The following is a 20,642-nucleotide window of genomic DNA, read 5'->3' as shown; positions in this document are numbered from 1 at the left end:
GAGCCGGCAGCAGATGGAAGCGCTGGAAGACGAAACCGACCCGTCGGCGGTGCGCGTCCAGCCGCCGTGCCGTGAGCTCGTCGCCGTCGACCTCGACCGTTCCCTCACTGGGTCGGTCCATTCCGCCGAGCAGATGCAGCACCGTGGACTTCCCCGAACCCGAGGGACCGGTCAGCGCGACGGCGGCCCCTGACTCGATGCGCAGATCGACGGCGTCCAGCGCGACCAGGTCCGCATACCGGCGCGTCACGCCTCGTAACGACACATCCACCCGGCTTCCACCCTCCTGCATTGTCACAATGCAGGAGTACATTGTCACAATGCACACGACATGTAAATGGCGTTGCAGGAGGGTCCATGCCGCTTCACCATGCGGTGCTCGCGCTGCTGGCCGACGGCCCGGACCACGGCTATGAACTCAAGGGCCGGTTCGAGAAGGCCATGGGCCCGCAATGGGGCGGCCTGAACATCGGGCATCTCTACCAGATCCTCGAGCGCCTGGTTCGAGACGGCTACGTCGTCCCGTCCCATGTGAGCCAGGCGGACCGCCCCGACAAGACCCGCTACACCCTCACACCCGCCGGACAGGACGAGTTGCGGGACTGGGCCACCAGCGCCTGGGTGCGCACCGGCGGTTTCCGGGACGAACTGTTCCTGAAACTCTTCGGCGCTTCCTCCCTCGGTCCCGACGTCCTCGCCACACTCATCACCGCACAACAGCAGACCTACATCGCCGAACTCGCCGGCCTGACCCGGCTACGGCGTACCCGAGCGGACGATCCCCTGGTCAGCCTCCTGATCGACGGGGCGATCGCCCACACCAAGGCCGACCTCGAACTCCTCGACACGGCCGCCCAACGCCTCGCCCCCATCACCCAACGCCCCAAAGCCGCAGCCCCACAGGCCGACACCCGCGAGACGGAGGGGCAGCAAGGGGCCTGACGGCTCTGAGACATGGCCCCGACGACGCCAGCACCAGGCTCGCGTCAGTCACTCCGGACAATTGCGACAGCCTCACGATCGGCCGTGTTCGTCCACCCATCAGCGGCCGTCCATCTGGAGTGATCCACCGAGCGGTGTCACCCCACAGCCGCTCCCAGTGATGAGCAAGGCGCACGGCATGGCTCTGACCAGCTCTTCCGTAGAGACGCTTCCGCCTGACAGAAGCCGCCTTGCGTCGCCGCCGTGTCCGTCAGGACGCTGTTCCCAACCACGGCAAGCGGGGCGAAGACGCCCCGCCGACAGGGACGGGAACCCCATGCCTCACATGACCGCCTTCGCCAGGAACCAGTGGTACGTCGCCGCCTACAGCCACGAGGTCGGGCGCGAGGAGCTGCTCGGCCGGACCATCCTCGGTGAACCGCTCGTGTTCTACCGGACGGAGGAGGACGGGACGCCGGTCGCGCTCGCCGACCGCTGTGTGCACCGCCGCTTCCCGCTGCACGAGAAGCCCAGCCGGCTCGACGGCGACAAGCTGGTGTGCGGCTACCACGGGTTCACCTACGACACGACGGGTGCCTGCGTGTACGTGCCCGGACAGAAGCGCGTCCCGCGCACCGCCCGGGTGGCCTCCTACCCGGTGGTCGAGCTGGACTCCCTGGTGTGGGTGTGGATCGGCGACCCGGCCCTCGCCGATGCGCAGACCATCCCCCGGGCCCGGCACCTCGACGCGCCCGGCTGGGTCACCGTCCGCGGCATGGAACCCATCGACGCCGACTACGGGCTGCTCGTCGACAACCTCCTGGACCTCTCCCACGAGACGTATCTGCACGGCGGTTACATCGGCACCCCCGAGGTCGCCGAGACGCCGATCACCACCGAGGTCGACGAGGGCGCGGGCATCGTGCGGGTGAGCCGGCACATGGACGACGCCGAGTGCCCGCCGTTCTACGCCAACTCCACCGGCATCCAGGGCCGGATCACCCGCTGGCAGGACATCGAGTACCACGCGCCCTGTCTGTATCTGCTGCACAGCCGGATCGCGCCGGTGGGCGTGCTGCCGGAGGCCGACGGCAGCGACCCGAACGGCTTCCACACCGAGATCACCTACGCGATCACGCCGTCGACGGACGGCAAGGTGTACGACTTCTGGGCCGTCTCGCGCGACTGGGCGACGGACGACAGCGAGGTCACCGAGTTCATGCGGAGCAACAACCACACCGTGGTCATGCAGGACGTGGTGGCGCTCAACCTGCTGCACAAGACGCTCGGCACGGAGCGGACGGGGTACCAGGAACTCAGCATCAACATCGACACCGGCGGTCTCGCCGCCCGCCGTATCCTCGCCCGGCTGGTCGAGGAGGGCGACAAGCCCGTGGAGAAGGTCCTGTGAGCAGCTCCACCGGCGAGATCTACCGCATCGACTGGCTGCCGGGCACCGACGTCCTGCACGGCACCTGTCACTGCGGCGCCGAGCACAGCGCCCAGGATCCGGTCGAGATGTGGGAGTGGATGCTCGGCCACCCCGAAGGACACGAGCCCGCCGCGCCACGAGGAAACAGCTCATGACCGTGTACGAAGCCGAACTCATCGTCGAGCGCAGGGAGTTCGCGGCCGACGGGGTGCTCGCCCTGACCCTGCGCCACCCGCTCGGCGAGGACCTGCCGGCCTGGGAGCCGGGCGCCCATGTCGACGTCGTGCTCGGGCCGGAGCTGGAGCGGCAGTACTCGCTGTGCGGGGATCCCGCGGACCGTTCGGTGTGGCGGATCGCCGTACTGCGGGAGCCGGACGGGCGCGGTGGGTCCGCCCATGTGCACAAGCAGCTGGGACAGGGCGACAAGGTGCGGGTGCGCGGGCCGCGCAATCACTTCCGGCTGGAGAGCGCGCCGCGTTACCGGTTCGTCGCGGGCGGCATCGGCATCACCCCGATCCTCCCGATGGTGGCCGCCGCGGAGGCCGCGGGCGCCGAGTGGACGCTGCTGTACGGCGGCCGCACCCGCAACTCCATCGCCTTCACGGAGGAGTTGGGGCGGTACGGGGACCGGGTGAGCGTCTGCCCGCAGGACGAGACCGGGCTCCTCGACCTGGGTTCCGTGCTGGACGACCTGCCCGAGGACACGCTCGTGTACTGCTGCGGTCCCGGGCCGCTGCTGGACGCGGTCGAGGAGCGGTGCCCGGCCGAGCGGCTGCGGGTCGAGCGGTTCTCGCCGAAGGCCCAGGAGGCCGGGGAGAACAGCGCGTTCGAGGTCGAGCTGGCGCAGAGCGGCCGTACCGTCACGGTCGCGCCGGACGTCTCCGTGCTGGATGCCGTGCGTGCGGCCGGTGTGGAGGTGCTGTTCTCCTGCACGGAGGGCACCTGCGGCACCTGCGAGACCGACGTCCTCGACGGCACCCCGGACCACCGGGACTCGGTGCTCACCGCCGAGGAGCAGCAGAGCGGGGAGACGATGATGATCTGTGTGTCCCGCTGCCGTGGGAAGAAGCTCGTGCTGGACCTGTGATCCCGAGGCCGGCACGCTCCTGGTCGCCGATGGCGCCCCCCTGACGCAGCACAGGTCAGGGGGCGCAGCCGCGGTCAGGATGGGGCTCATCGTCGGCGGCTCCGGCACGGCAACGAGCTGTCGCGGGGTGAGGGCCCGGGGCTACCGCTCAGTTGGTGTCAGCGGGCGGCCCAGAGCCCCCGGACGTGCCCGAGGTGCCGGGTCATCACCTCGCGCGCGGCCTCGGTGTCGCGTGCGAGCAGCGCGTCGAGGAGTTCGAGGTGCTCCTCGGCGGAGGCCTTCAGCCGTCCGGTCTCGACCAGGGCTGTCAGTCCGTACAGCCGTGAACGCTGCCGCAGGTCCCGTACGACCTCCACGAGGTGGTCGTTGCCTGCCAGGGCGAGCAGTGCGAGGTGGAAGTGCAGGTCGGCCTCGACGTAGTCGGTCAGGTCGCCTCGCGTGGCCGAGGTGACGATCTCCATGGCGAGCCGGCGCAGCGCCTTCAGGTCGTCCAGGTCGGCGGTGGTCGCGAGGCCGACCGTCGTCGGGATCTCGATCAGGGACCGGATCTGGGTGTACTCGTCGAGCTGCTTCTCGGAGACCTCGGTGACCCGGAACCCCTTGTTCGGGACGATCTCGACCATGCCCTCCTTCACCAGCTCGAGCATCGCCTCGCGCACCGGGGTCGCGGAGACGCCCAGGCGGGGGGCGAGGGCCGGCGCCGAGTACACCTGGCCGGGGCGCAGTTCACCGGAGATCAGCGCGGCCCGCAGCACGTCCACGACCTTCTCCCGGAAGCTGGGCTTCCTGCCGCCGAGCGAGGGAATGTCGGGCCGGTGCTGGGCCATGGTGATCGTCCTCCTTGGGTTACCGGACATTATCGGGCCGCCTACAACACGAACCCCGCGGGGAACGGGTCCTCCGGGTCGAGCAGATACTGGGCGGTTCCGGTGATCCAGGCGCGGCCGGTGAAGCTGGGCAGGACGGCGGGGCGGCCCGCGACCTCGGTGGTGCCGAGGAGGCGGCCGGTGAAGCGGGTGCCGATGAAGGACTCGTTGACGAACTCGGTGTGCAGGGGGAGTTCGCCGCGTGCGTGCAGCTGCGCCATGCGCGCGCTGGTGCCGGTGCCGCAGGGTGAGCGGTCGAACCAGCCGGGGTGGATCGCCATCGCGTGCCGGGAATGGCGGGCGTCGGATCCGGGGGCCAGCAGGTGGACGTGGTGGCAGCCGCGGATGGACGGGTCCTCGGGGTGGACGGGCTCGTCCTCGGCGTTGACGGCGTCCATCAACGCCAGCCCCGCCGCGAGGATGTCGTCCTTGCGGGCGCGGTCGAAGGGGAGGCCGAACCGGTCCAGCGGGAGGATGGCGTAGAAGTTTCCGCCGTAGGCCAAGTCGTATGTCACCGACCGCCCGTCGGCCAGCGTCGCCTTGCGGTCGAGCCCGACCGCGAACGACGGCACGTTCCTCAGCGTCACCGCCTTGGCCGCACCGCCCTCCACCGCCACCTCGGCGACCACGACTCCGGCGGGGGTGTCGAGGCGGATGGTGGTGACCGGTTCGACGACCTCGACCATGCCGGTCTCGACGAGCACGGTCGCGACGCCGATGGTGCCGTGCCCGCACATCGGCAGGTACCCGGACACCTCGATGTAGACGACACCCCATTCGCAGTCGGCCCGGGCCGGCGGCTGGAGGATCGCGCCGCTCATCGCGGAGTGCCCGCGCGGCTCGTTCATCAGCAACTGCTTGATGTCGTCGCGGTGTTCGCGGAAGTGCAGCCGCCGCTCGTTCATCGTCGCGCCGGGGATGGTCCCGATCCCGCCGGTGATCACGCGGGTGGGCATGCCCTCGGTGTGCGAGTCGACGGCGTGCAGGACGAGTCTGCTGCGCATGGCCTGCCTCCTGGTGGGTTACGCGAGTCCGGCGGCGACGGCCTTCTCGGTGGCCGCGCGGACGGCCGCCTCCTGATCGGGCAGCAGCGGCATACGGGGCGGCCGCACCGGCCCGCCGTGCCGCCCGACGATGTCCATGGACAGCTTGATCGCCTGTACGAACTCGACCTGGGAGTCCCACCGCAGCAGCGGATGCAGCTGCCGGTACAGCTGGTTCGCGGTGGCCAGATCGCCGTCGACGGCCGCGTGGTAGAGCTCAACGCTCGCGGCCGGCAGGGCGTTCGGATAGCCGGCCACCCAGCCCTTCGCGCCCGCGATCGCCAGTTCCAGCAGGACGTCGTCGGCACCGATCAACAGGTCGAGTTCCGGGGCGAGTTCGGCGATCCGGTAGGCGCGGCGGACATCCCCGGAGAACTCCTTGACGGCGTGGATGTATCCCTCCCCGTGCAGCTTCGCGAGGAGTTCCGGCACGAGGTCGACCTTGGTGTCGATCGGGTTGTTGTACGCCACGACCGGCAGACCCGCCTTCGCGACCTCCGCGTAGTGGGCGAGCACCGAGCGCTCGTCGGCGCGGTAGGCGTTGGGCGGCAGCAGCATCACCGCGTGGCAGCCGGCGTCGCGGGCCTGCTCGGCCCAGCGGCGGGACTCCGCGGACCCGTATGCGGCCACCCCGGGCATGACCCGCTGCCCGCCGATCGCGGCGACGGCCGTCTCGACGGCCTTGGCGCGTTCCTCGGGGGTGAGCACCTGGTACTCCCCCAGCGAGCCGTTGGGGACGACGCCGTCGCAGCCGTTCTCGACGAGCCAGGCGCAGTGCTCGGCGTATTTTTCGTGGTTCACCGTGAGGTCGTCGTTCAGCGGCAGCGCGGTGGCGACGAGGACTCCGCGCCAGGGACGGTGGTGGGTCATGAGGATCCTCTCTCGGTGGGGTGCGTGTCCTCGTCGGCGAGGACACCGAGCGGTACGGGACGCGCGAACGGCCGTCTGGAGGGGGTGAGTTGGCATCCGGCCAGCCCGGCGACCGCGGGAGCGCACACCCGGCCCTGACACCAGCCCATCCCGGCCCGGGTCAGCAGCTTCACCGTGCGGACGTCACCGGCGCCGAGCTCCGCGACGGCCTCGCGGATCGCGGAGCCGGTGACCTCCTCGCAGCGGCACACGACGGTGTCGTCGGTGATCAGGTCGCTCCAGTGGGCGGGCGGCGCGTACACGGCGTCGAGCGCCGCGGCGAACTCGCTCAGTCGGGTACGGGACTTGGCGGCCGCGGCCCACTCGCGCGGGTCCGGTGCACGGCCCGCGAGGCGGGCTGCGGCCGAGCGTCCGGCGATGTGCCCTTCGGCGAGCGCGAGGGCCGAGCCGCCGATGCCGGTGGTCTCGCCCGCGGCCCAGACGCCGGGGACGTCGGTGCGCTGCTCGTCGTCCACCTGCACGTTCATGCCGTCGAGGCGGCAGCCGAGGGTCTCGGCGAGGTCGGTGTGCGGGAGCATGCCGTGGCCGACGGCAAGGGTGTCGCAGGCGATGCGGCGCCCGGTGCCGGGCCGGACCCGCCCCTCGCCGTCGAGCGCGGCGACGGTCACCGCCTCCAGCCGCTCGGTGCCGTGCGCCTCGACGACGGTGTGCCGGGTGAGGGTGCGCACACGGTGCCGGAGCAACCGGGCCGCGTAGCCGGCCCCTTCGGCGAGCTTGCCCGGTTGCGCCGCGAGCGCCCGGGACCGTCGTACGAACGCCTTGGGATCGGCGGATTCGACCAGCGCGGCAATCCGCACTCCGGCCGCGGCGAGCACGGTCGCGACCGGCAGCAGCAGCGGCCCGGTGCCGGCGACCACGGCGGTACGTCCGGACACCGCGAGGGTTCCTTTGAGCATGGCCTGGGCGCCGCCCGCGGTGAGGACGCCGGGGAGGGTCCAGCCGGGGAAGGGCAGCACCTTCTCGTAGCCGCCGGTGGCCAGGAGCACGGCGTCGGCGTGCACGGCCACCGGGTCCTCCTGCTCGGGGCCGAGCAGGGCATGCACGGTGAACCGGTCCGCGTGACGTTCGACGAACCAGACGTGATGGTCCGTCAAGTGCGTTACTGCACCTGCCTTTACGTATGTGTCGAGCCCGTCCCGCAGTCGCTCCCAGGTCCGCCAGTCGTGGTGCAGCGCCTGGGGCCGGTGCGCGCGCAGTTCGGCGGCTGGCTGCCGGTAGAACTGGCCGCCCGCTTGTGCGGCCGCGTCCAGGAGCGTGACCCGCACGCCGTGCGCGGCGGCGGCCACGGTCGCGGCCAGGCCCGCCGGGCCCGCGCCGATGACGGCGAGATGGGGTCGGTCAGGCGGCATGGCCGGTCCCCTCCTGGGTGCGGATCGCATCGCCGGGCTGCAGGGAAACGAGGCACGCCCGTTGGTTGGTACGGCCGTTGATGGTCACCAGGCAGTCGAAGCAGACGCCGATCCCGCAGAAGACGCCGCGCGGGCGGCCTCCGTCCCGGGTGGTGCGCCAGGAGGTGACGCCCGCCGCCCAGAGCGCGGCGGCGACCGTCTGGCCGGGCAGCGCCTCGATCTCCCGGCCGTCCAGCGTGACCGTGAAGGCCGGGCGCGGGTGGGCCTGTGCCAGGTCCAGTGGGGAGCTCACGTGGTCTCCTCGGGGAAGCGGTCGGGGCGGAACGGGGCCAGGTCCGGGTCGGGTCTCTGCGCGGTCAGGGCCTGGGCGATCAGGTGCCCGGTGCCGGTCGCGAGCCCGATGCCCGCCCCCTCGTGGCCGCAGGCGTGGAAGAGGCCGGGGACACGGGGATCCGGGCCGATGGCGGGCAGATGGTCGGGCATGTACGGGCGGAAGCCGGCGTACGAGCGGATGGCGCGGACGTCGGACAGGAACGGGAACAACCGGGTCGCGCCGGCCGCGAGGGCGCGCAGGGCCGGCAGCGAGAACGCCCGGTCGAAGCCGACCCGTTCCCGGCTCGCGCCGATCAGGATCGGGCCCGCGGCCGTGCCCTCCACGACCGGCGAGGTCTGCAGCGCGGCCGAGTCGCTGGCCACGTCGGCCACGTAGTCGGCGGCGTACACCTTGTGGTGGACCATGCGCGGCAGCGGTTCGGTGACGAGGACGAAGCCGCGCCGCGGGAGGACGGGCAGGGAGGTGCCCGCGAGGGCGGCGAGTTCGCCGCCCCAGGTGCCTGCCGCGTTGACCACGGCCGGAGTGTGGATGTCGCCCTGGTCTGTGCGAACCGCCCGTACGGTCCCGTCAGTTGTGCGCAGAACGCCCGTCACCGTACGGCCGGTGAACAGGCGCGCGCCGGAGGCCCGGACGAGGTGGGCGGCGGCCAGGGCGGGCATGACCTGGGAGTCCTGCGGGTAGTGGACGGCGCCGGGCAGGCCGGGGGCCAGATGGGGTTCGAGTGCGTACAGTTCGGTGCCCGCGACCGTCGTGGCGGTCACTCCGGCGGCTCGCTGCCCGGCGGCGAAGTCCTCCAGTGCGACGAGGCCGCCGGGGGAGGTTGCCACCACCACGCCGCCCTTGGCCTCGTACTCGATGACCTCTCCGAACTCCTGCGCCAGTTCGGCCCACAGGCGGTTGGAGAGAAGCGCCAGGTCGAGCTCCGGGCCGGGCTCCTTGTCCGAGACGAGGAGATTGCCCTCGCCCGCACCGGTCGTGCCGCCGGCCACGGGACCGCGGTCCACGACGATGACGTCCAGGCCGGCCCTGGAGGCGTAGAGAGCGCAGGCGGCGCCCGTCATGCCGGCTCCGACGATCACGACATCGCAGGTCAGTGGCTGACTCACGGCAGTACTATGTCACATACCACTGATTCTGAACATGGCGCGCACCCGGCTGGCCGCAATCACCTCGCGGCGCCGCTGATGTGGACGTCACCTGCCGCGCTCAGGCGGCCCAAGAGCGCCTGCGCATCACCAGCGCGACGGTTGTCCCGATCCCCACGGCCAGCAGCCCGAGCCCGCCGAAGATCAGCGGCGCCAGCCACAGCGAGGCGAACCCGTTGATCCGCGCCTCCCGGGGGGAATCCGCCGGGTAGAGCACCTCGACCCGCTCACCCGCCTCGTACGACGGCGGATTGGAGCCCACGGAGTCCCGGAACGTCCTCTGCTCGCCGTCCGCCGACGTGAACTCGACCACCGGGTACGCCATGCGCTTGCCGCTCGACCGGTTCTTGTGGAATGAGCTGCCGTGTTCGGTGCGCCACTCCAGGGACACCACCGTGCCCTGGGCGCGCTCCCCGTCCGTCAGCAGCGAGACCGACCGCCCCGCAAGAATCAGCCCGACGACCAGGAACAGCGCCCCGAACGCGATCACGCCGAAGGTGATCCACCTGCGGGCACGCCGCTCCCGTACCTGTGTCTGCACCATGCCCCTCTCACTCGTCCGGCCTCGCTCGTCCGAACGAAAGAGGAACGTTATCCCAGGTCACTCGGTAGTCGTGGCCCTGCTGAGGCACAGTCAGACCCGGCTTCCGGTCGCCGTGTCCGCCGACAGCCGCTGGGCGACACAGATCGGAACGACCGAGAGCAGGACGAGCACGGCCGCCGGCGAACAGCGCCAAGCGCACCAGCGGGAATGTGACGTCGGCGAAGGCGCGGAAGGTGTTCGCGCCGAGGTCCATGGCCGCCTCCTCGTACGAGCCGGCCGTGCGCCGCAGCCTGGCCACGACGTTGTTGAAGACGACGATGCAGAAGGTGGCGTGCGCGACGACCACCGCGAACAGGCCGAGACCGACGCCGAGCGGCGCAAGTACCGTGCCCCCGCGCTGATGCCGGTGGCGGTCAGGCCTCGGGGGCCGGCACCACCCTCAGGTGCGCCGCCGCGTGCCGGGGCCTGCGGGTCCTGGGGCGGGCGGGGCGGGTCTCCCGCAGCACCAGCGTCATCCGGGTGTACCCCATGTCCTGCAGCGTCCTCGGGGTCTCGTCCACCACACGGCAGTCGGTGGCGCCCCAGCGCGGATCGGGGTGCGTCAGGGGGCGTACGGCGCCGTCGTGCGCCACGGCCTGTTCGCCGACCGCGCGGATCCAGTGCGGCAGGCCCTGCCGGTAGGCGGCCTCCATGATCGGGTCCTGGGCGATGTCGCGGCGGATGGACTGCAGTCCGTGGTCGTGGCCGTAACGCTCGATGGCGGCCGCGAAGTGGGCGAGCATCGGCAGGCACCAGCTGGACTCGTGCTCCCCGAGGACCGTGCCCGCGTCGGGGTGGAACAGCACGAATCTGAGGAAGTTGTCGCCGGGCATCGCCGTCGGATGCGGGCTCACCTCACGGAAAAGTGACGCGAAAGCATTGTTGGACAGAACGACGTCCCAGCGGTGGTCGAGGACGACGGACGGAAAGGGAACGGCCTCCAGGAGGGTGGCGTAGTCCTGCAGATACGCCTGGGCCTCGAGACTCTCGGGGACGGGCCGCGGTGCCGGACGCTGCCCTCCTGCCTGATACGCCATCGGGAGGTCACCCCTCTTGCCTCTGCGGCCTTCACGCGGCGCCTTGATCCTGCGGCCCCGGATCGACGCGTGTCAACTATCGTGGCATTTCATGCTTGTTGACGGCTGAATTTGGCCACAGTTGTGGCGACACCTGGATGTGAGTTCGAACTACCCGGTAATCTCCGTCGGGTTCACGGCAACCGCTTGTGAGAAGCCTGTGAGAAACGTAGGAGATCTGTCGGTGACGGATGGCTTCGAGAGTCCGGGCACCACGGCCACGACCGCTGCGCTGCCGGCCGTCGTCGCCCGCGTCACCGCGCTCGCCGACCGGCTCGGCGTGCCGCACGCGGAGGTCTTCGACACCGGCCGCCTGTCCGCCGCCTCGGGGGTTCCCGAGCCCGTGGTCAGGGCCCTGCTGAGCGGCCGTCCCGCGGGCGAGCCCGATGTGCAGGAGCGGTTTCTGCAGCGGCTCGACCTGCTGCGGCGCACCCGGCTCAAGCCCAACGGGCGCAAGTACACCCAGCAGGAGATAGCCGACGGTGCGGGCATGTCGCGCCAGCAGGCGGGCGCGCTGATCAACGGCGACAGGCGGCCCACCATGGAGCACTGCGACGCCATCCAGCGCTTCTTCCGGGTGCACGCCGGATTCCTCACGGCCGAGGACCCCGAGGCCCTCACGGGCGCGCTGCAGAGCACAGAGCAGGAACTCCTGCACAAGCTCGCCGAGCGGGAGGCGGCCGCGGCCGCCGACGACCCGCTGGAGCGGCTGCTGCAGGACCACGGTGTCCGCGGAATCGCCTGGCGGGCCGCACAACTGCCCACCGACCAGCACCGCGACAAGGTCGCGGAGTGGCTGGACATGCTCCTGGAGAGCGTCAAACGGCCCGAGTCGTGAGCCTGGGGAGAGCTGTGGGCATCGGAAGGGACATGCGCCGCCTGTGCGGCGAGCTGGTCGCGGAGCTCACCCTTGCCGCACCGGCGCCGCCCGGGGACCTGTACGGCGCGCTGTGCGCGGCGATGAGCAGACGGCGCGGCCGGCCGGTGCACTTCCGCACGGCCGCCTTCCCGACCGGCACGGCGAGCGGGCTGTGGCTCGACATGACCGACCAGGACCTCGTCGTGATCGAGGAACGGACCGCGCCGGACCACCAGTTGGTGATCCTCGGGCACGAGCTGTGGCACATGAAGGCCGGTCACTGCGGCCATCACGTCGAGGGCGCCCGGGTCGCGGCCCGCCTGCTCAGCGACGACGCGGACCTGCGGGACACCGTCCGCAAGGTGGCCGCCCGCAGCCGTTTCGACCTCGCCGAGGAGCATGAGGCCGAGTCCTTCGGCCTCCTGCTGGCCAGCAGGTGCCGCACATGGCTGGCGGGTTCCGGGGTGCGGGGGCCGGTGCAACGCGATCATCTGGCAGGGCGGATCGAGGCGTCGTTGGGGTATCTGGGGCCGCAGGGCTAGCGGTGGATGAGCGGCACGGGCGCGCACATCACCGGTTCCACGTGCTGTTCTTCACCGGCCGGCGCAGCACGTCCCTGATGCGCCACCACAGCTTGCGGGCACGCGGGGTCCCGGTGGAGTAGCCGGTGCTGAACCCGATGTCGTCCGAGGTGCGCCCCAGGGGCGTTCCCTCGGGCGAGTACCGCGGTGGTATGTCACGTTGCACTGCGTTCGCTCGCCTCCCTCAGATCCCGTTCCACCTTACGGTTACGGGCCGTGTCCGGCCGGCCCGCGGTGGTGCCCGGCCGCCCCCCGACGAGCAGTTCGCGCCAGTGCTCCCGGCTCCAGTCGGCCGGATGCGTGGTCGCCGTGAACTCCTGGACCAGCGACACGAACCGCGCGGGGTCGCTGTGGAACGGGAAATGGCCCGCCTGTTCGAAGATCTCCAGGCGGCTGCCCGGCATCGCCTCGTGCGCCCCGTACGCGTGCCGCACCGGCACCACGCTGTCCCGGTCGCCCCACAGCAGCATGGTCGGCATGCCCTCGGTGAGATAGCACCGGTCGAGCATGGTGACGACCTGGCCGCGCCAGTCCACGACCGCCCGCAGGGTACGGATGAACGCGTTGCGGCTGGTCTCGTCGGGCAGGGCGTCGACGAGGGTGAGCAGTTCGGGTGCGTCCTGGCCGAGATCGGTGTCCAGGAGCTTCATCAGGCGCACCGCGAGCCCCACTTGCAGCCGCATCCCCGGCAACCGCAGGGTGGACAGCATCAGGTGGGCGCCGGGCAGGGAGACCAGCCGCAGCACGGGATTGACCTCGCGTCCCACCCCGCCCGCGCTCACCAGGATGAGCCGTTCGGTGCGCTCGGGGAACTGGTAGGCGAACTGCATGGCCACGCCCCCGCCCAGCGAGTGCCCGACCAGCGTCGCCGACTCGATGCCGAGCGTGGTGAGCAGGTCCCGCACGCCGTTCGCGTACGCGGCCACCGAGTAGTCGGCGCGCGGTTTGTCCGAAGCGCCGTGTCCGAGCAGGTCGGGGGCGATCACGGTGTGCGTGCGGGCCAGGTCGGGGATCAACTCGGCCCAGGTCGCCGAGGAGTCGCCGATGCCGTGGATGAGCACCAGCGCCGGGCCCTCGCCTGCCATGCGGAAGGCGCGCCGGTATCCGTGCACCATGCGGTACTGCAACTCGAGTTCTCCGTCGCCCACCGGGCGCAGTCGTACGGCACGCACCGGGCGCCGTAGTGGGACGTCGACCACGCACTCGCCTCCCCGTTCCTGGGCCGCGCACAAGCGGCCGAAAGCCCTTGCCCTCCAGCGTAGAACTGCTTTCCCACAAGGGATTTCGGGGACGTTTCGCCTCCGCTAAGCGGGCGAACCGACGGTTGCCCGGACCCCATTGTCAGTGGCGGGCGGCAAGCTGGAGTCGCGCCCCCTTGTGCGGGGTGCGACCGACGACGCCGACGCGGGGAGAGCCGACCGATGCACACTGCCGTACTGACCGACCGCGAGCGCACCGCCGTGCAGGCCTACCTGCGGCTCTTGCACACCGTACGAGCCGCGTTCGACGGTCCCCCCGGCTCCCCGCGACCACCCGTCGTACCGCCCGCGGTGCTCGCCGAGGCGGAGCATGCACTGGCGGAGGCGGGTCTGGCGGGCAACGAGGAGGAGTTCTTCCGGCTGCTGCAGAGCTGGTGCCCGGAGCCGTGACGGCCAAAGCCGTGAGGGCCGGCGGCGGCCGGGCGGGGGCTCAGGGAGTGTGCGGCACGGCGATCGCCGTCGCCACCAGCCCCCGCTGGACGGTCCACCGGCCCTCGAAATGCCCGAGCCGACGGCCGCCGACCAGTGGGCCGGGGACGAGGAGTTCGGCGCGGAAGCCGCCGTGCAGCCGCTCGTCGGGGTCGACGAAGACCTCGATGTCGGCCTCGGTGAAGTCCAGCCACAGTCCGGTGAGGGGGAACCACGCCTTGTAGACCGATTCCTTGGCGCTGAACAGCAGCCGGTCCCAGTGGGCCTCGGGATGCCGCACGGCCAGGCGGCGCAGCCTGCCCGCCTCGGCGGGAAGGGACACGGCGTCCAGGACGCCGTCCGGGAGCGGCCGGTGGGGTTCGGCGTCGATGCCGACGGAGGCCAGGTCGGTGGCGCGGACCAGGGCGGCGGCGCAGTAGCCGTCGCAGTGGGTCATGCTGCCGACCAGGCCGGGCGGCCAGGCCGGTGCCCCGCGTTCGCCGGGCAGCAGGGCCTGCGCGGGCACGCCGAGCTTCTCCATGGCGCGGCGCGCGCAGGCGCGTACCAGGGCGAACTCTCGGCGGCGCTTGTGCACCGCCTGCGCCACCGCCTTGGCCTCCTCGGGGTACAGCGGTGCGGGCTCGCTCCCGTCGTCGCCGTGCACCTCCACGGCCACCACCTCGTCCGGCAGCAGCTCCTCGATCACCGGACCCCGACCTCCTTCGGCAGCACGCGGCGCAGTCTCCCCGGCGGCTGCGGCCGCTTGCGCCACTCTCGGGGGTAGCCGACGGACACCTCCTCGAAGCGGACACCCTCGTGCCAGGTGGTCCGCGGGATGTGGAGGTGCCCGTACACCATGGTCTCGACGCGGAAGCGGCGGTGCCAGTCGGCGGTCAGTGCGGTGCCGCACCACATGGCGAACTCCGGGTACCACAGGACGTCGCAGGGGTGCCGGTCCAGCGGGTAGTGGTTGACCAGGACGGTCGGCAGGTCGGCGGGGAGCGCGGCGAGCCTGCCCTCGGTCTCGGCGACCCGGGCCCGGCACCAGGCCTCGCGGCTCGGATAGGGGTCGGGGTGCAGCAGGTACTCGTCGCTGCACACGATGCCGGTGCCGTGCGCGTACTCGAGGCCCTGCTCCTTGGTGGTGCAGCCGGCCGGCAGGAACGAGTAGTCGTAGAGGAGGAAGAGCGGTGCGACGGCCACCGGGCCGTCGGGGCCCTCCCACACCGGGTAGGGGTCCTCGGGTGTGGTCACGCCGAGTTCACGGCACAGGGCGACGAGGTGCTCGTAACGGGCGACGCCACGCAGGGTGACGGTGTCCTTCGGATGGGTCCACAGCTCGTGGTTGCCCGGCGCCCAGATCACCTTGCGGAACCGGCTCGCGAGCGTCTTCAGGGCCCAGCGGATGTCGGCCACGTTCTCCGAGACGTCGCCGGCCACCAGCAGCCAGTCCTCGTCCGACTCGGGGCGCATCGCCTCGACCAGGGCGCGGTTCTCGGCGTATCCGATGTGCAGGTCGCTGATGGCCAGCAGCTGTCCGGCACCACCGGCCGTCGACGTCACCTTGCGCCCCCTCCGTACACGCTGCGCACCCGCGGACTCACGGATGGGACCACGAGAACACATTTCCCGGCTCACCGACAAGGCGGCAAGATCGTTGAATCCGTAACACGTACGTTGCACGCGCGGCCTCTGGGAGGCCGTATGATCGCCCCGACACCACCGCCAGGAACTTCCCTTCTTCAAGGGCGGTTTGGTGACCCTCCAACTCCCCTGCCCGGGCACGGGCTGCTCAGCCGTGCCCGCGAACCGTGAAAGGACGGCCCTGCATGGTCTCTCGCGTACGCGTCTGGCTCAACCGCACGTACGCGGAGAACGTGTTCTTCATGGATCAGCTGCGGCGAAATCCCAGTGATCGCGCCGTGGAGATCCATGCGACGCACGGGGACGCGGACTCCCCCGTGCTGGCCGCCGCCGACACCGCCGATCTGGAGCCGGAGGGTCTGTCCCCGGCCGCGTACGTCGAGTACGCCCTCGACCAGTGCCAGCGGCGCGGCATCGACGTCTTCGTGCCCCGGCTGCAGCAGGCGGCGATCGTGGCGCACCGCGCCGACTTCGAAGCGGTCGGTACGGCGCTGCTGGCGCCGCCTCCGGAGGCGGTGGCCGTCTTCCACGACAAGGTGATCGCGTACGAGGCGGTCCAGGCGATCGGGGCGCCCGTGCCGCCGTGGTGGCGGGTGCGGACTGCGGCTGAACTCGTCGCCGCCGTCGAGGAGTTGGAGGCGGGCGGGCACAAGGCGTGCTTCAAGCCGGCGTCCGGCGCGGGCGGCGTGGGCTTCCGTGTGATCACGCGCGCCCCCTTCTCGCTCGTTCACCTCAACGGTTTCCCCGGCCCGCATGTGCCGCTGGATCTGGTCGTGGAGGCACTGCGGCAGGCCGACGAGCCCGTCGACTGGCTGGTGATGCCGCGTCTGGAGCAGCCTGAGGTGTCGGTGGACTGCCTCACCGGTCCTGACAACCGGGTGCGGCTGGCGATCGGGCGCACCAAGAACGGGCGGCGGCGTGGGTTCACGCTGCACGAGCAGTGGCTGGAGCCGGCGCGGCGGATCGCGGAGGGGTTCGGGCTGCACTATCTGTCCAACATCCAGTTCCGGATGTTCGGTGACGAGCCGGTGCTGATGGACGTCAACACGCGGCCCGCGGGCGGGCTGCACCAGCTGTCGCTGTGCGGGGTCAACGTACCTTGGGCCGCTGTGCAGTTGGCGCTCGGCGAGGACCCGGGTGAGGTGGCTCCGCCGTTCCTGGGGCAGGACTACACGGTGGTGTCGGGGCCGCGGCCGCTGCGCGCGGTTTCGCTGCCGCAGCAGCGGGTTGAGGCGGAGCCTCTGTTGCCGGCGGTGCCTGTTGACTCCGTCGGTTTCGCGGCTCAGGTACTGCCGCTCTAGGTTGTCGGCCGGGTGCGGCTTGTCTGTGGCTTGTCGCGCAGTTCCCCGCGCCCCTAAAGGGGCGCTGCCCCACCGGTATGGACCAATTCCGCGTCAAGCCTTGACAGCGGGATTGGTCCATACCAACTTGTGTTGCGCAGTCCTCTGCATCTCCGTGCACTCCCGAACACCCCCATTCCCCAGGGAGATCGCGTGCGCAACACACTCGGACGTCACAGACGTCGGCTTCTTGCTCTGCTCGGCTCCGCCGCTCTCGCGCTCGCCGGAGCCATCGCCCTTCCCGGTACGGCCCAAGCGGCCAACATCCTGACCAATCCCGGCTTCGAGTCGGGCGGTCTCTCCCCCTGGACCTGCACCGGCAACCTCGGTTCGGTCGTCTCCTCCCCCGTGCACGGCGGCTCCAAGGCCCTTGCGGGGGCGGTGAGTTCGAGCGACAACGCACAGTGCAGCCAGACCGTCTCGGTCCAGCCGAACACCACGTACTCGCTTCAGGGCTGGGTGCGCGGGTCCTACGTCTACCTCGGCGTGGACGGCGGTGCGTCGACATGGACAACCTCCCCGTCGGCGTACAGCCAGCTGTCCGTCTCGTTCACCACCGGTGCCTCGCAGACCAGCGCCACGATCTACGTCCACGGCTGGTACGCCCAGGGCACCTACTACGCCGACGACATCAGCCTCGACGGCCCCGGTGGCGGGGGCGGCTCGGACACCCAGGCGCCGACCGCGCCGACCGGGCTGACCTCCACCGGCAAGACCTCGTCGAGCGTGTCGCTGCGGTGGAACGCCTCGACGGACAACGTCGGCGTCACGGCGTACGACATCTACAGCGGCTCGAACAACGTGCTCACCGTCTCCGGTACGACCGCCACGGTCAGCGGGCTCTCGCCGAGCACGTCGTACACCTTCACCGTCAAGGCGCGGGACGCGGCCGGGAACACCTCCGGGGCCTCCAACTCCGTCTCCGTCACCACGGATGCGGGCGGCGGTGGCGGGACCGGGTTCAAGCAGGCCGCGCCCTATCTGTACGAGGGCTGGGGTGACCCCCCGAGCCCGTCGGCGGTGATGAGCGCGACCGGCGTCAAGTGGTTCACGATGGCCTTCGTGCTCGACTCCGGTGGCTGCACTCCCGCCTGGGACGGCAGCCGGCCCCTGACCGGCGGCGCCGACCAGTCCGCGATCAACGCCGTCCGCTCGGCCGGCGGTGACATCGTTCCGTCGTTCGGCGGCTGGCAGGGCAGCAAGCTCGGCGCCAACTGCTCCTCCGCGAGCGCGCTCGCCGGGGCCCTGCAGAAGGTGATCGACGCGTACTCGCTCAAGGCGATCGACATGGACATCGAGAACTCCGACGAGTTCGAGAACGAGGCCGTCCAGGCGAAGATCCTCACCGCCCTGAAGACGGTCAAGGCCAACAACCCCGGCCTGAAGACCATCGTCACCTTCGGCACCTCGACGACCGGCCCGACGTACTACGGCAACCGGCTCATCGAGCAGGCGCAGTCGCTCGGTGCGAACATCGACGTCTTCACGATCATGCCGTTCGACTTCGGCGGCGGCTCCGACATGTACGGCAACACCGTCAACGCTGCGGAGGGCCTCAAGGCCAAGCTGAAGTCGACGTTCGGCTGGGACGACGCCACCGCCTACTCCCACATCGGCATCTCCGGCATGAACGGCCTGTCCGACCAGCAGGAGACCACCACTCCGGCGATCTGGACCCAGATCAAGGACTGGGCGAACAGCCACCACATCGCCCGGCTCGCCTTCTGGTCGGTCAACCGCGACCGTCCGTGCCCCGGCGGCGGCGTGGTGAGCAACTGCTCCGGCATCAGCCAGAACAACTGGCAGTTCACCTCCATCACGGCCGGTTTCACCGGCTGACGGCGACCTGAAGAAGACCTGGCGCCCAGGCCCCCGCGGCGGAAGAATCCTGTCCCGCCGCGGGGGCCTTCGCGTGGTTCGACGTGACGGGACTCGGGGGCGGCGCAGGCGTGAGGACGAGGATCGCGGCCGCCTGGCGTCTGTTGCTCCTCCTCACGCTCGGCCTCGCCGCGTGCGGGGTGCCCGACGAGTCGGGCTCGGGGGCGGGTCTGAGCCAGGCCGCCCTGGAGGCCTCGATCCGCAACGACCGCAAACACCTCTTCGACGGGTCCCTCACCTGCACCCCGGACATCTCGATGTCCGTCGGGGCCGTCTGACCTACGCCCTCGTCCTCACCGCGCGCGGCGAGAAGTCGCCGCGCCGCGCCGGGAGAGACCGCTCAGTGGGAGTGGAGCGTTACGGCCGACGAGCCGGGCGACTACGACCTTGCCGTCGCCGTCATCACCTACCAGGGCAACACGAACCGTGCCCTGGAGACCCTCAGCCCACCGATCAAGGTCCGTCTGAAGGTGTACGACACCTGGTCGCACCGCTTCACCTCGATGCGGAACTGGCTCTACACGGCGGCGGGCGTCGCGGGGGCCCTCGTCGGCATCTACGCGCTCCGGGCTCCCCTGACCGAACTCGTACGAGGACGGCGGGAAGCCCGGAAGCAGCGCGACGAGAACCGCGACGGATACATGTGAGCGGGTCTCAGAAGCGGCCCGACCCCCGGTACAGCTCCAGCTCCCCCTCCAACTCCACTGCGAGCACGGTCGCGTACGGGTCGAGGTCCGGCTGCGCCGGCGGGTCGATCCACAGCACGCCCACCGCGTCGTGCAGACCGCCGACCACCCGGTGGCCGAGCTCGGTGCCGGTGCCCACCACGCTGACCTTGCGGACCTTCGTGGCCAGGCCCCGGACGCCGATCTCGGCGCGGGGGATGTCGAACAGGGTGAGGTAGAGGGTGCGGCGGTCGGCGGACAGGGTGCTGGGGCCGTAGTGGTGCCCGGCCGGCAGGCCGCGCACCGTTCCGTACACCGCCTCCGCGTGCCTGCGGATCCACTCCCCCAGGCCCTCCAGCCGTTCGACCTGCGGCTGCGGGATGGTGCCGTCCTCCATGGGGCCGACGTCCAGAAGGAGATTCCCGCCGCCGCCGATCGTCTCCGTGAAGTAGCGGATCAGCTGGGCGAGCGACTTGTGGTTGTGGTCGTGGTGCTGGTAGCCCCAGGAGTCGTTGATCGTCAGGCACAGCTCCCACGGGCCGTCCGGCGGCACGATGGGGGCGCCCTGCTCCGGCGTCGCGTAGTCGCCCTCGCTGAGCATGCGGGCGTTGAAGACGACATCGGGGACGTACGACCGGATGAGCGCGGCGAGTTCGGGGATCCGCCACTGCTCCTCGCTGCGGTCCCACTCGCCGTCGAACCACATCAGGTCGGGCCGGTAGCGGGAGGCCAGCTCGCGGATCTGGCCGTCGCGGTAGGCGATGAACCGCTCCCAGGCTTCCAGGTCCTCGTCCTCGGCGGCGACCTCCGAGTAGCGGTTGTCCTCCTGTTCCGGCGGGCGGCCCGGCTTGCGGGTGGACGCGTAGTCGGGGTGGTTCCAGTCGGAGTGGGAGTAGTAGAAGCCGACCTTGAGGTCCTTCTCGCGCAGGGCCTCGGCGTAGGGGCCGAGGTAGTCCTTGCCGAGGTTGAGGTCGCCGTACTCCGTGTCCCACAGAGCGACGCCGTCGTGGTGGCGGGACGTCAGGACCGCGTACTTGGCGCCCGCCCGGGCGAACAGGTCCGCCCAGGCCTTCGGGTCGTACTCGGCCCCGGTGAAGCGCTCCAGCTGGGACATGTACCGGTCGTGCGGCACGATGTCGTCGTAGAACGACCAGGACTCCTGGACACCGTCGACGGCGTAGATGCCCCAGTGGACGAAGATCCCCAGCTTGGCGTCTGTGAACCAGGGTTGCATGGCCATGC

25 protein-coding genes and 1 pseudogene are annotated in these 20,642 nt (G+C 70.8%); 11 read left to right on the top strand and 15 right to left on the bottom strand.

Features of this window, described 5'->3' with window-relative positions:
• The coding region (locus ACWCRD_RS03885) for an ATP-binding cassette domain-containing protein (protein WP_450964339.1) at positions 1–250 on the bottom strand (250 nt) is incomplete at its 3' end.
• Positions 251–357: 107 nt separating this feature from the next.
• Between ACWCRD_RS03885 and ACWCRD_RS03880 the strand changes: the two genes are divergently transcribed.
• From ACWCRD_RS03880 to ACWCRD_RS03865, 4 genes are all read left to right on the top strand, one after another.
• On the top strand, positions 358–942 hold the full coding sequence (locus ACWCRD_RS03880; RefSeq protein ID WP_450964338.1) for a PadR family transcriptional regulator: 585 nt from the start codon (positions 358–360) through the stop codon (positions 940–942).
• A 316-nt stretch (positions 943–1,258) separates the two neighbouring features.
• On the top strand, positions 1,259–2,332 hold the full coding sequence (locus ACWCRD_RS03875) for a Rieske 2Fe-2S domain-containing protein (RefSeq protein WP_450964337.1): 1,074 nt from the start codon (positions 1,259–1,261) through the stop codon (positions 2,330–2,332).
• On the top strand, positions 2,329–2,508 hold the full coding sequence (locus ACWCRD_RS03870; protein WP_344400257.1) for a hypothetical protein: 180 nt from the start codon (positions 2,329–2,331) through the stop codon (positions 2,506–2,508). The genes ACWCRD_RS03875 and ACWCRD_RS03870 overlap by 4 nt, the downstream gene beginning before the upstream one ends.
• The gene (locus ACWCRD_RS03865) at positions 2,505–3,440 is read left to right on the top strand and encodes a PDR/VanB family oxidoreductase (RefSeq protein ID WP_450964336.1); all 936 of its coding nucleotides are present in this window, start codon (positions 2,505–2,507) and stop codon (positions 3,438–3,440) included. The genes ACWCRD_RS03870 and ACWCRD_RS03865 overlap by 4 nt, the downstream gene beginning before the upstream one ends.
• Before the next feature lie 158 nt (positions 3,441–3,598).
• On the opposite strand, the gene ACWCRD_RS03860 is transcribed toward ACWCRD_RS03865, so the two are convergent.
• The 9 genes and pseudogenes from ACWCRD_RS03860 to ACWCRD_RS03820 form a co-directional block, all read right to left on the bottom strand.
• Positions 3,599–4,267 carry a GntR family transcriptional regulator gene (locus ACWCRD_RS03860; protein ID WP_450964335.1) on the bottom strand — a complete coding sequence of 223 codons (669 nt, stop codon included), beginning with the start codon at positions 4,265–4,267 and terminating at the stop codon, positions 3,599–3,601.
• Positions 4,268–4,308: 41 nt separating this feature from the next.
• A complete protein-coding gene (locus ACWCRD_RS03855; protein WP_450964334.1) occupies positions 4,309–5,310 on the bottom strand; it encodes a proline racemase family protein in 1,002 nt (333 codons plus the stop codon).
• Positions 5,311–5,328: 18 nt separating this feature from the next.
• Positions 5,329–6,219: a dihydrodipicolinate synthase family protein gene (locus tag ACWCRD_RS03850; protein WP_450964333.1), complete on the bottom strand. Its 891-nt coding sequence runs from the start codon at positions 6,217–6,219 to the stop codon at positions 5,329–5,331.
• Positions 6,216–7,628, bottom strand: a complete 1,413-nt coding sequence (locus ACWCRD_RS03845; RefSeq protein WP_450964332.1) for an FAD-dependent oxidoreductase — start codon at positions 7,626–7,628, stop codon at positions 6,216–6,218. The genes ACWCRD_RS03850 and ACWCRD_RS03845 overlap by 4 nt, the downstream gene beginning before the upstream one ends.
• Positions 7,618–7,920 carry a (2Fe-2S)-binding protein gene (locus ACWCRD_RS03840; protein ID WP_450964331.1) on the bottom strand — a complete coding sequence of 101 codons (303 nt, stop codon included), beginning with the start codon at positions 7,918–7,920 and terminating at the stop codon, positions 7,618–7,620. The genes ACWCRD_RS03845 and ACWCRD_RS03840 overlap by 11 nt, the downstream gene beginning before the upstream one ends.
• Positions 7,917–9,068 (bottom strand): NAD(P)/FAD-dependent oxidoreductase, encoded by a 1,152-nt coding sequence (locus ACWCRD_RS03835; RefSeq protein ID WP_450964330.1) that lies wholly within the window; start codon positions 9,066–9,068, stop codon positions 7,917–7,919. The genes ACWCRD_RS03840 and ACWCRD_RS03835 overlap by 4 nt, the downstream gene beginning before the upstream one ends.
• Before the next feature lie 100 nt (positions 9,069–9,168).
• A complete protein-coding gene (locus ACWCRD_RS03830; protein WP_450964329.1) occupies positions 9,169–9,651 on the bottom strand; it encodes a DUF3592 domain-containing protein in 483 nt (160 codons plus the stop codon).
• A gap of 90 nt (positions 9,652–9,741) precedes the next feature.
• Positions 9,742–10,039, bottom strand: a pseudogene (locus ACWCRD_RS03825) (ABC transporter permease); the annotation flags it as partial.
• 25 nt (positions 10,040–10,064) lie between these two features.
• Positions 10,065–10,727, bottom strand: coding sequence for an MmyB family transcriptional regulator (locus tag ACWCRD_RS03820; RefSeq protein WP_450964328.1), 663 nt, complete (start codon positions 10,725–10,727; stop codon positions 10,065–10,067).
• Between the two features lie 223 nt (positions 10,728–10,950).
• On the opposite strand from ACWCRD_RS03820, the gene ACWCRD_RS03815 reads away from it, so the two are divergent.
• Positions 10,951–11,604 carry a helix-turn-helix domain-containing protein gene (locus ACWCRD_RS03815; RefSeq protein WP_450760864.1) on the top strand — a complete coding sequence of 218 codons (654 nt, stop codon included), beginning with the start codon at positions 10,951–10,953 and terminating at the stop codon, positions 11,602–11,604.
• 32 nt (positions 11,605–11,636) lie between these two features.
• Complete coding sequence (locus ACWCRD_RS03810) at positions 11,637–12,167, top strand: toxin-antitoxin system, toxin component (protein ID WP_450964374.1); 531 nt, start codon at positions 11,637–11,639, stop codon at positions 12,165–12,167.
• Between the two features lie 28 nt (positions 12,168–12,195).
• On the opposite strand, the gene ACWCRD_RS03805 is transcribed toward ACWCRD_RS03810, so the two are convergent.
• A complete protein-coding gene (locus tag ACWCRD_RS03805; RefSeq protein ID WP_450964327.1) occupies positions 12,196–12,372 on the bottom strand; it encodes a hypothetical protein in 177 nt (58 codons plus the stop codon).
• Positions 12,362–13,405, bottom strand: a complete 1,044-nt coding sequence (locus tag ACWCRD_RS03800) for an alpha/beta fold hydrolase (RefSeq protein WP_450964326.1) — start codon at positions 13,403–13,405, stop codon at positions 12,362–12,364. Before ACWCRD_RS03800 ends, ACWCRD_RS03805 begins: the two co-directional genes overlap by 11 nt.
• A 222-nt stretch (positions 13,406–13,627) precedes the next feature.
• Here ACWCRD_RS03800 and ACWCRD_RS03795 point away from each other — a divergent pair, with 222 nt between their 5' ends.
• The gene (locus ACWCRD_RS03795; protein ID WP_450964325.1) at positions 13,628–13,855 is read left to right on the top strand and encodes a hypothetical protein; all 228 of its coding nucleotides are present in this window, start codon (positions 13,628–13,630) and stop codon (positions 13,853–13,855) included.
• Between the two features lie 40 nt (positions 13,856–13,895).
• Here the strand turns inward: ACWCRD_RS03795 and ACWCRD_RS03790 are convergent, their stop codons facing one another.
• Positions 13,896–14,579, bottom strand: a complete 684-nt coding sequence (locus ACWCRD_RS03790) for a 4'-phosphopantetheinyl transferase family protein (RefSeq protein ID WP_450964324.1) — start codon at positions 14,577–14,579, stop codon at positions 13,896–13,898.
• On the bottom strand, positions 14,576–15,436 hold the full coding sequence (locus tag ACWCRD_RS03785; RefSeq protein WP_450964323.1) for a metallophosphoesterase family protein: 861 nt from the start codon (positions 15,434–15,436) through the stop codon (positions 14,576–14,578). The genes ACWCRD_RS03790 and ACWCRD_RS03785 overlap by 4 nt, the downstream gene beginning before the upstream one ends.
• Before the next feature lie 266 nt (positions 15,437–15,702).
• Between ACWCRD_RS03785 and ACWCRD_RS03780 the strand changes: the two genes are divergently transcribed.
• The 4 genes from ACWCRD_RS03780 to ACWCRD_RS03765 all read left to right on the top strand — a co-directional run bounded on the left by ACWCRD_RS03780 (position 15,703) and on the right by ACWCRD_RS03765 (position 19,382).
• Positions 15,703–16,818: an ATP-grasp domain-containing protein gene (locus ACWCRD_RS03780; RefSeq protein WP_450964322.1), complete on the top strand. Its 1,116-nt coding sequence runs from the start codon at positions 15,703–15,705 to the stop codon at positions 16,816–16,818.
• Between the two features lie 192 nt (positions 16,819–17,010).
• The gene (locus tag ACWCRD_RS03775) at positions 17,011–18,696 is read left to right on the top strand and encodes a carbohydrate binding domain-containing protein (RefSeq protein WP_450964321.1); all 1,686 of its coding nucleotides are present in this window, start codon (positions 17,011–17,013) and stop codon (positions 18,694–18,696) included.
• Between the two features lie 110 nt (positions 18,697–18,806).
• Positions 18,807–19,013 (top strand): hypothetical protein, encoded by a 207-nt coding sequence (locus ACWCRD_RS03770; RefSeq protein ID WP_450964320.1) that lies wholly within the window; start codon positions 18,807–18,809, stop codon positions 19,011–19,013.
• Positions 19,014–19,205: 192 nt separating this feature from the next.
• Positions 19,206–19,382 carry a hypothetical protein gene (locus ACWCRD_RS03765; RefSeq protein ID WP_450964319.1) on the top strand — a complete coding sequence of 59 codons (177 nt, stop codon included), beginning with the start codon at positions 19,206–19,208 and terminating at the stop codon, positions 19,380–19,382.
• Between the two features lie 7 nt (positions 19,383–19,389).
• On the opposite strand, the gene ACWCRD_RS03760 is transcribed toward ACWCRD_RS03765, so the two are convergent.
• Positions 19,390–20,640: an alpha-L-fucosidase gene (locus ACWCRD_RS03760; RefSeq protein ID WP_450964318.1), complete on the bottom strand. Its 1,251-nt coding sequence runs from the start codon at positions 20,638–20,640 to the stop codon at positions 19,390–19,392.
• Positions 20,641–20,642: the final 2 nt, after the last annotated feature.

This window comes from Streptomyces sp. NPDC002092 (assembly GCF_053593775.1).
The sequence above is the reverse complement of the archived record's forward strand: the minus strand, read 5'-3'. Positions and strand labels throughout refer to the sequence as shown.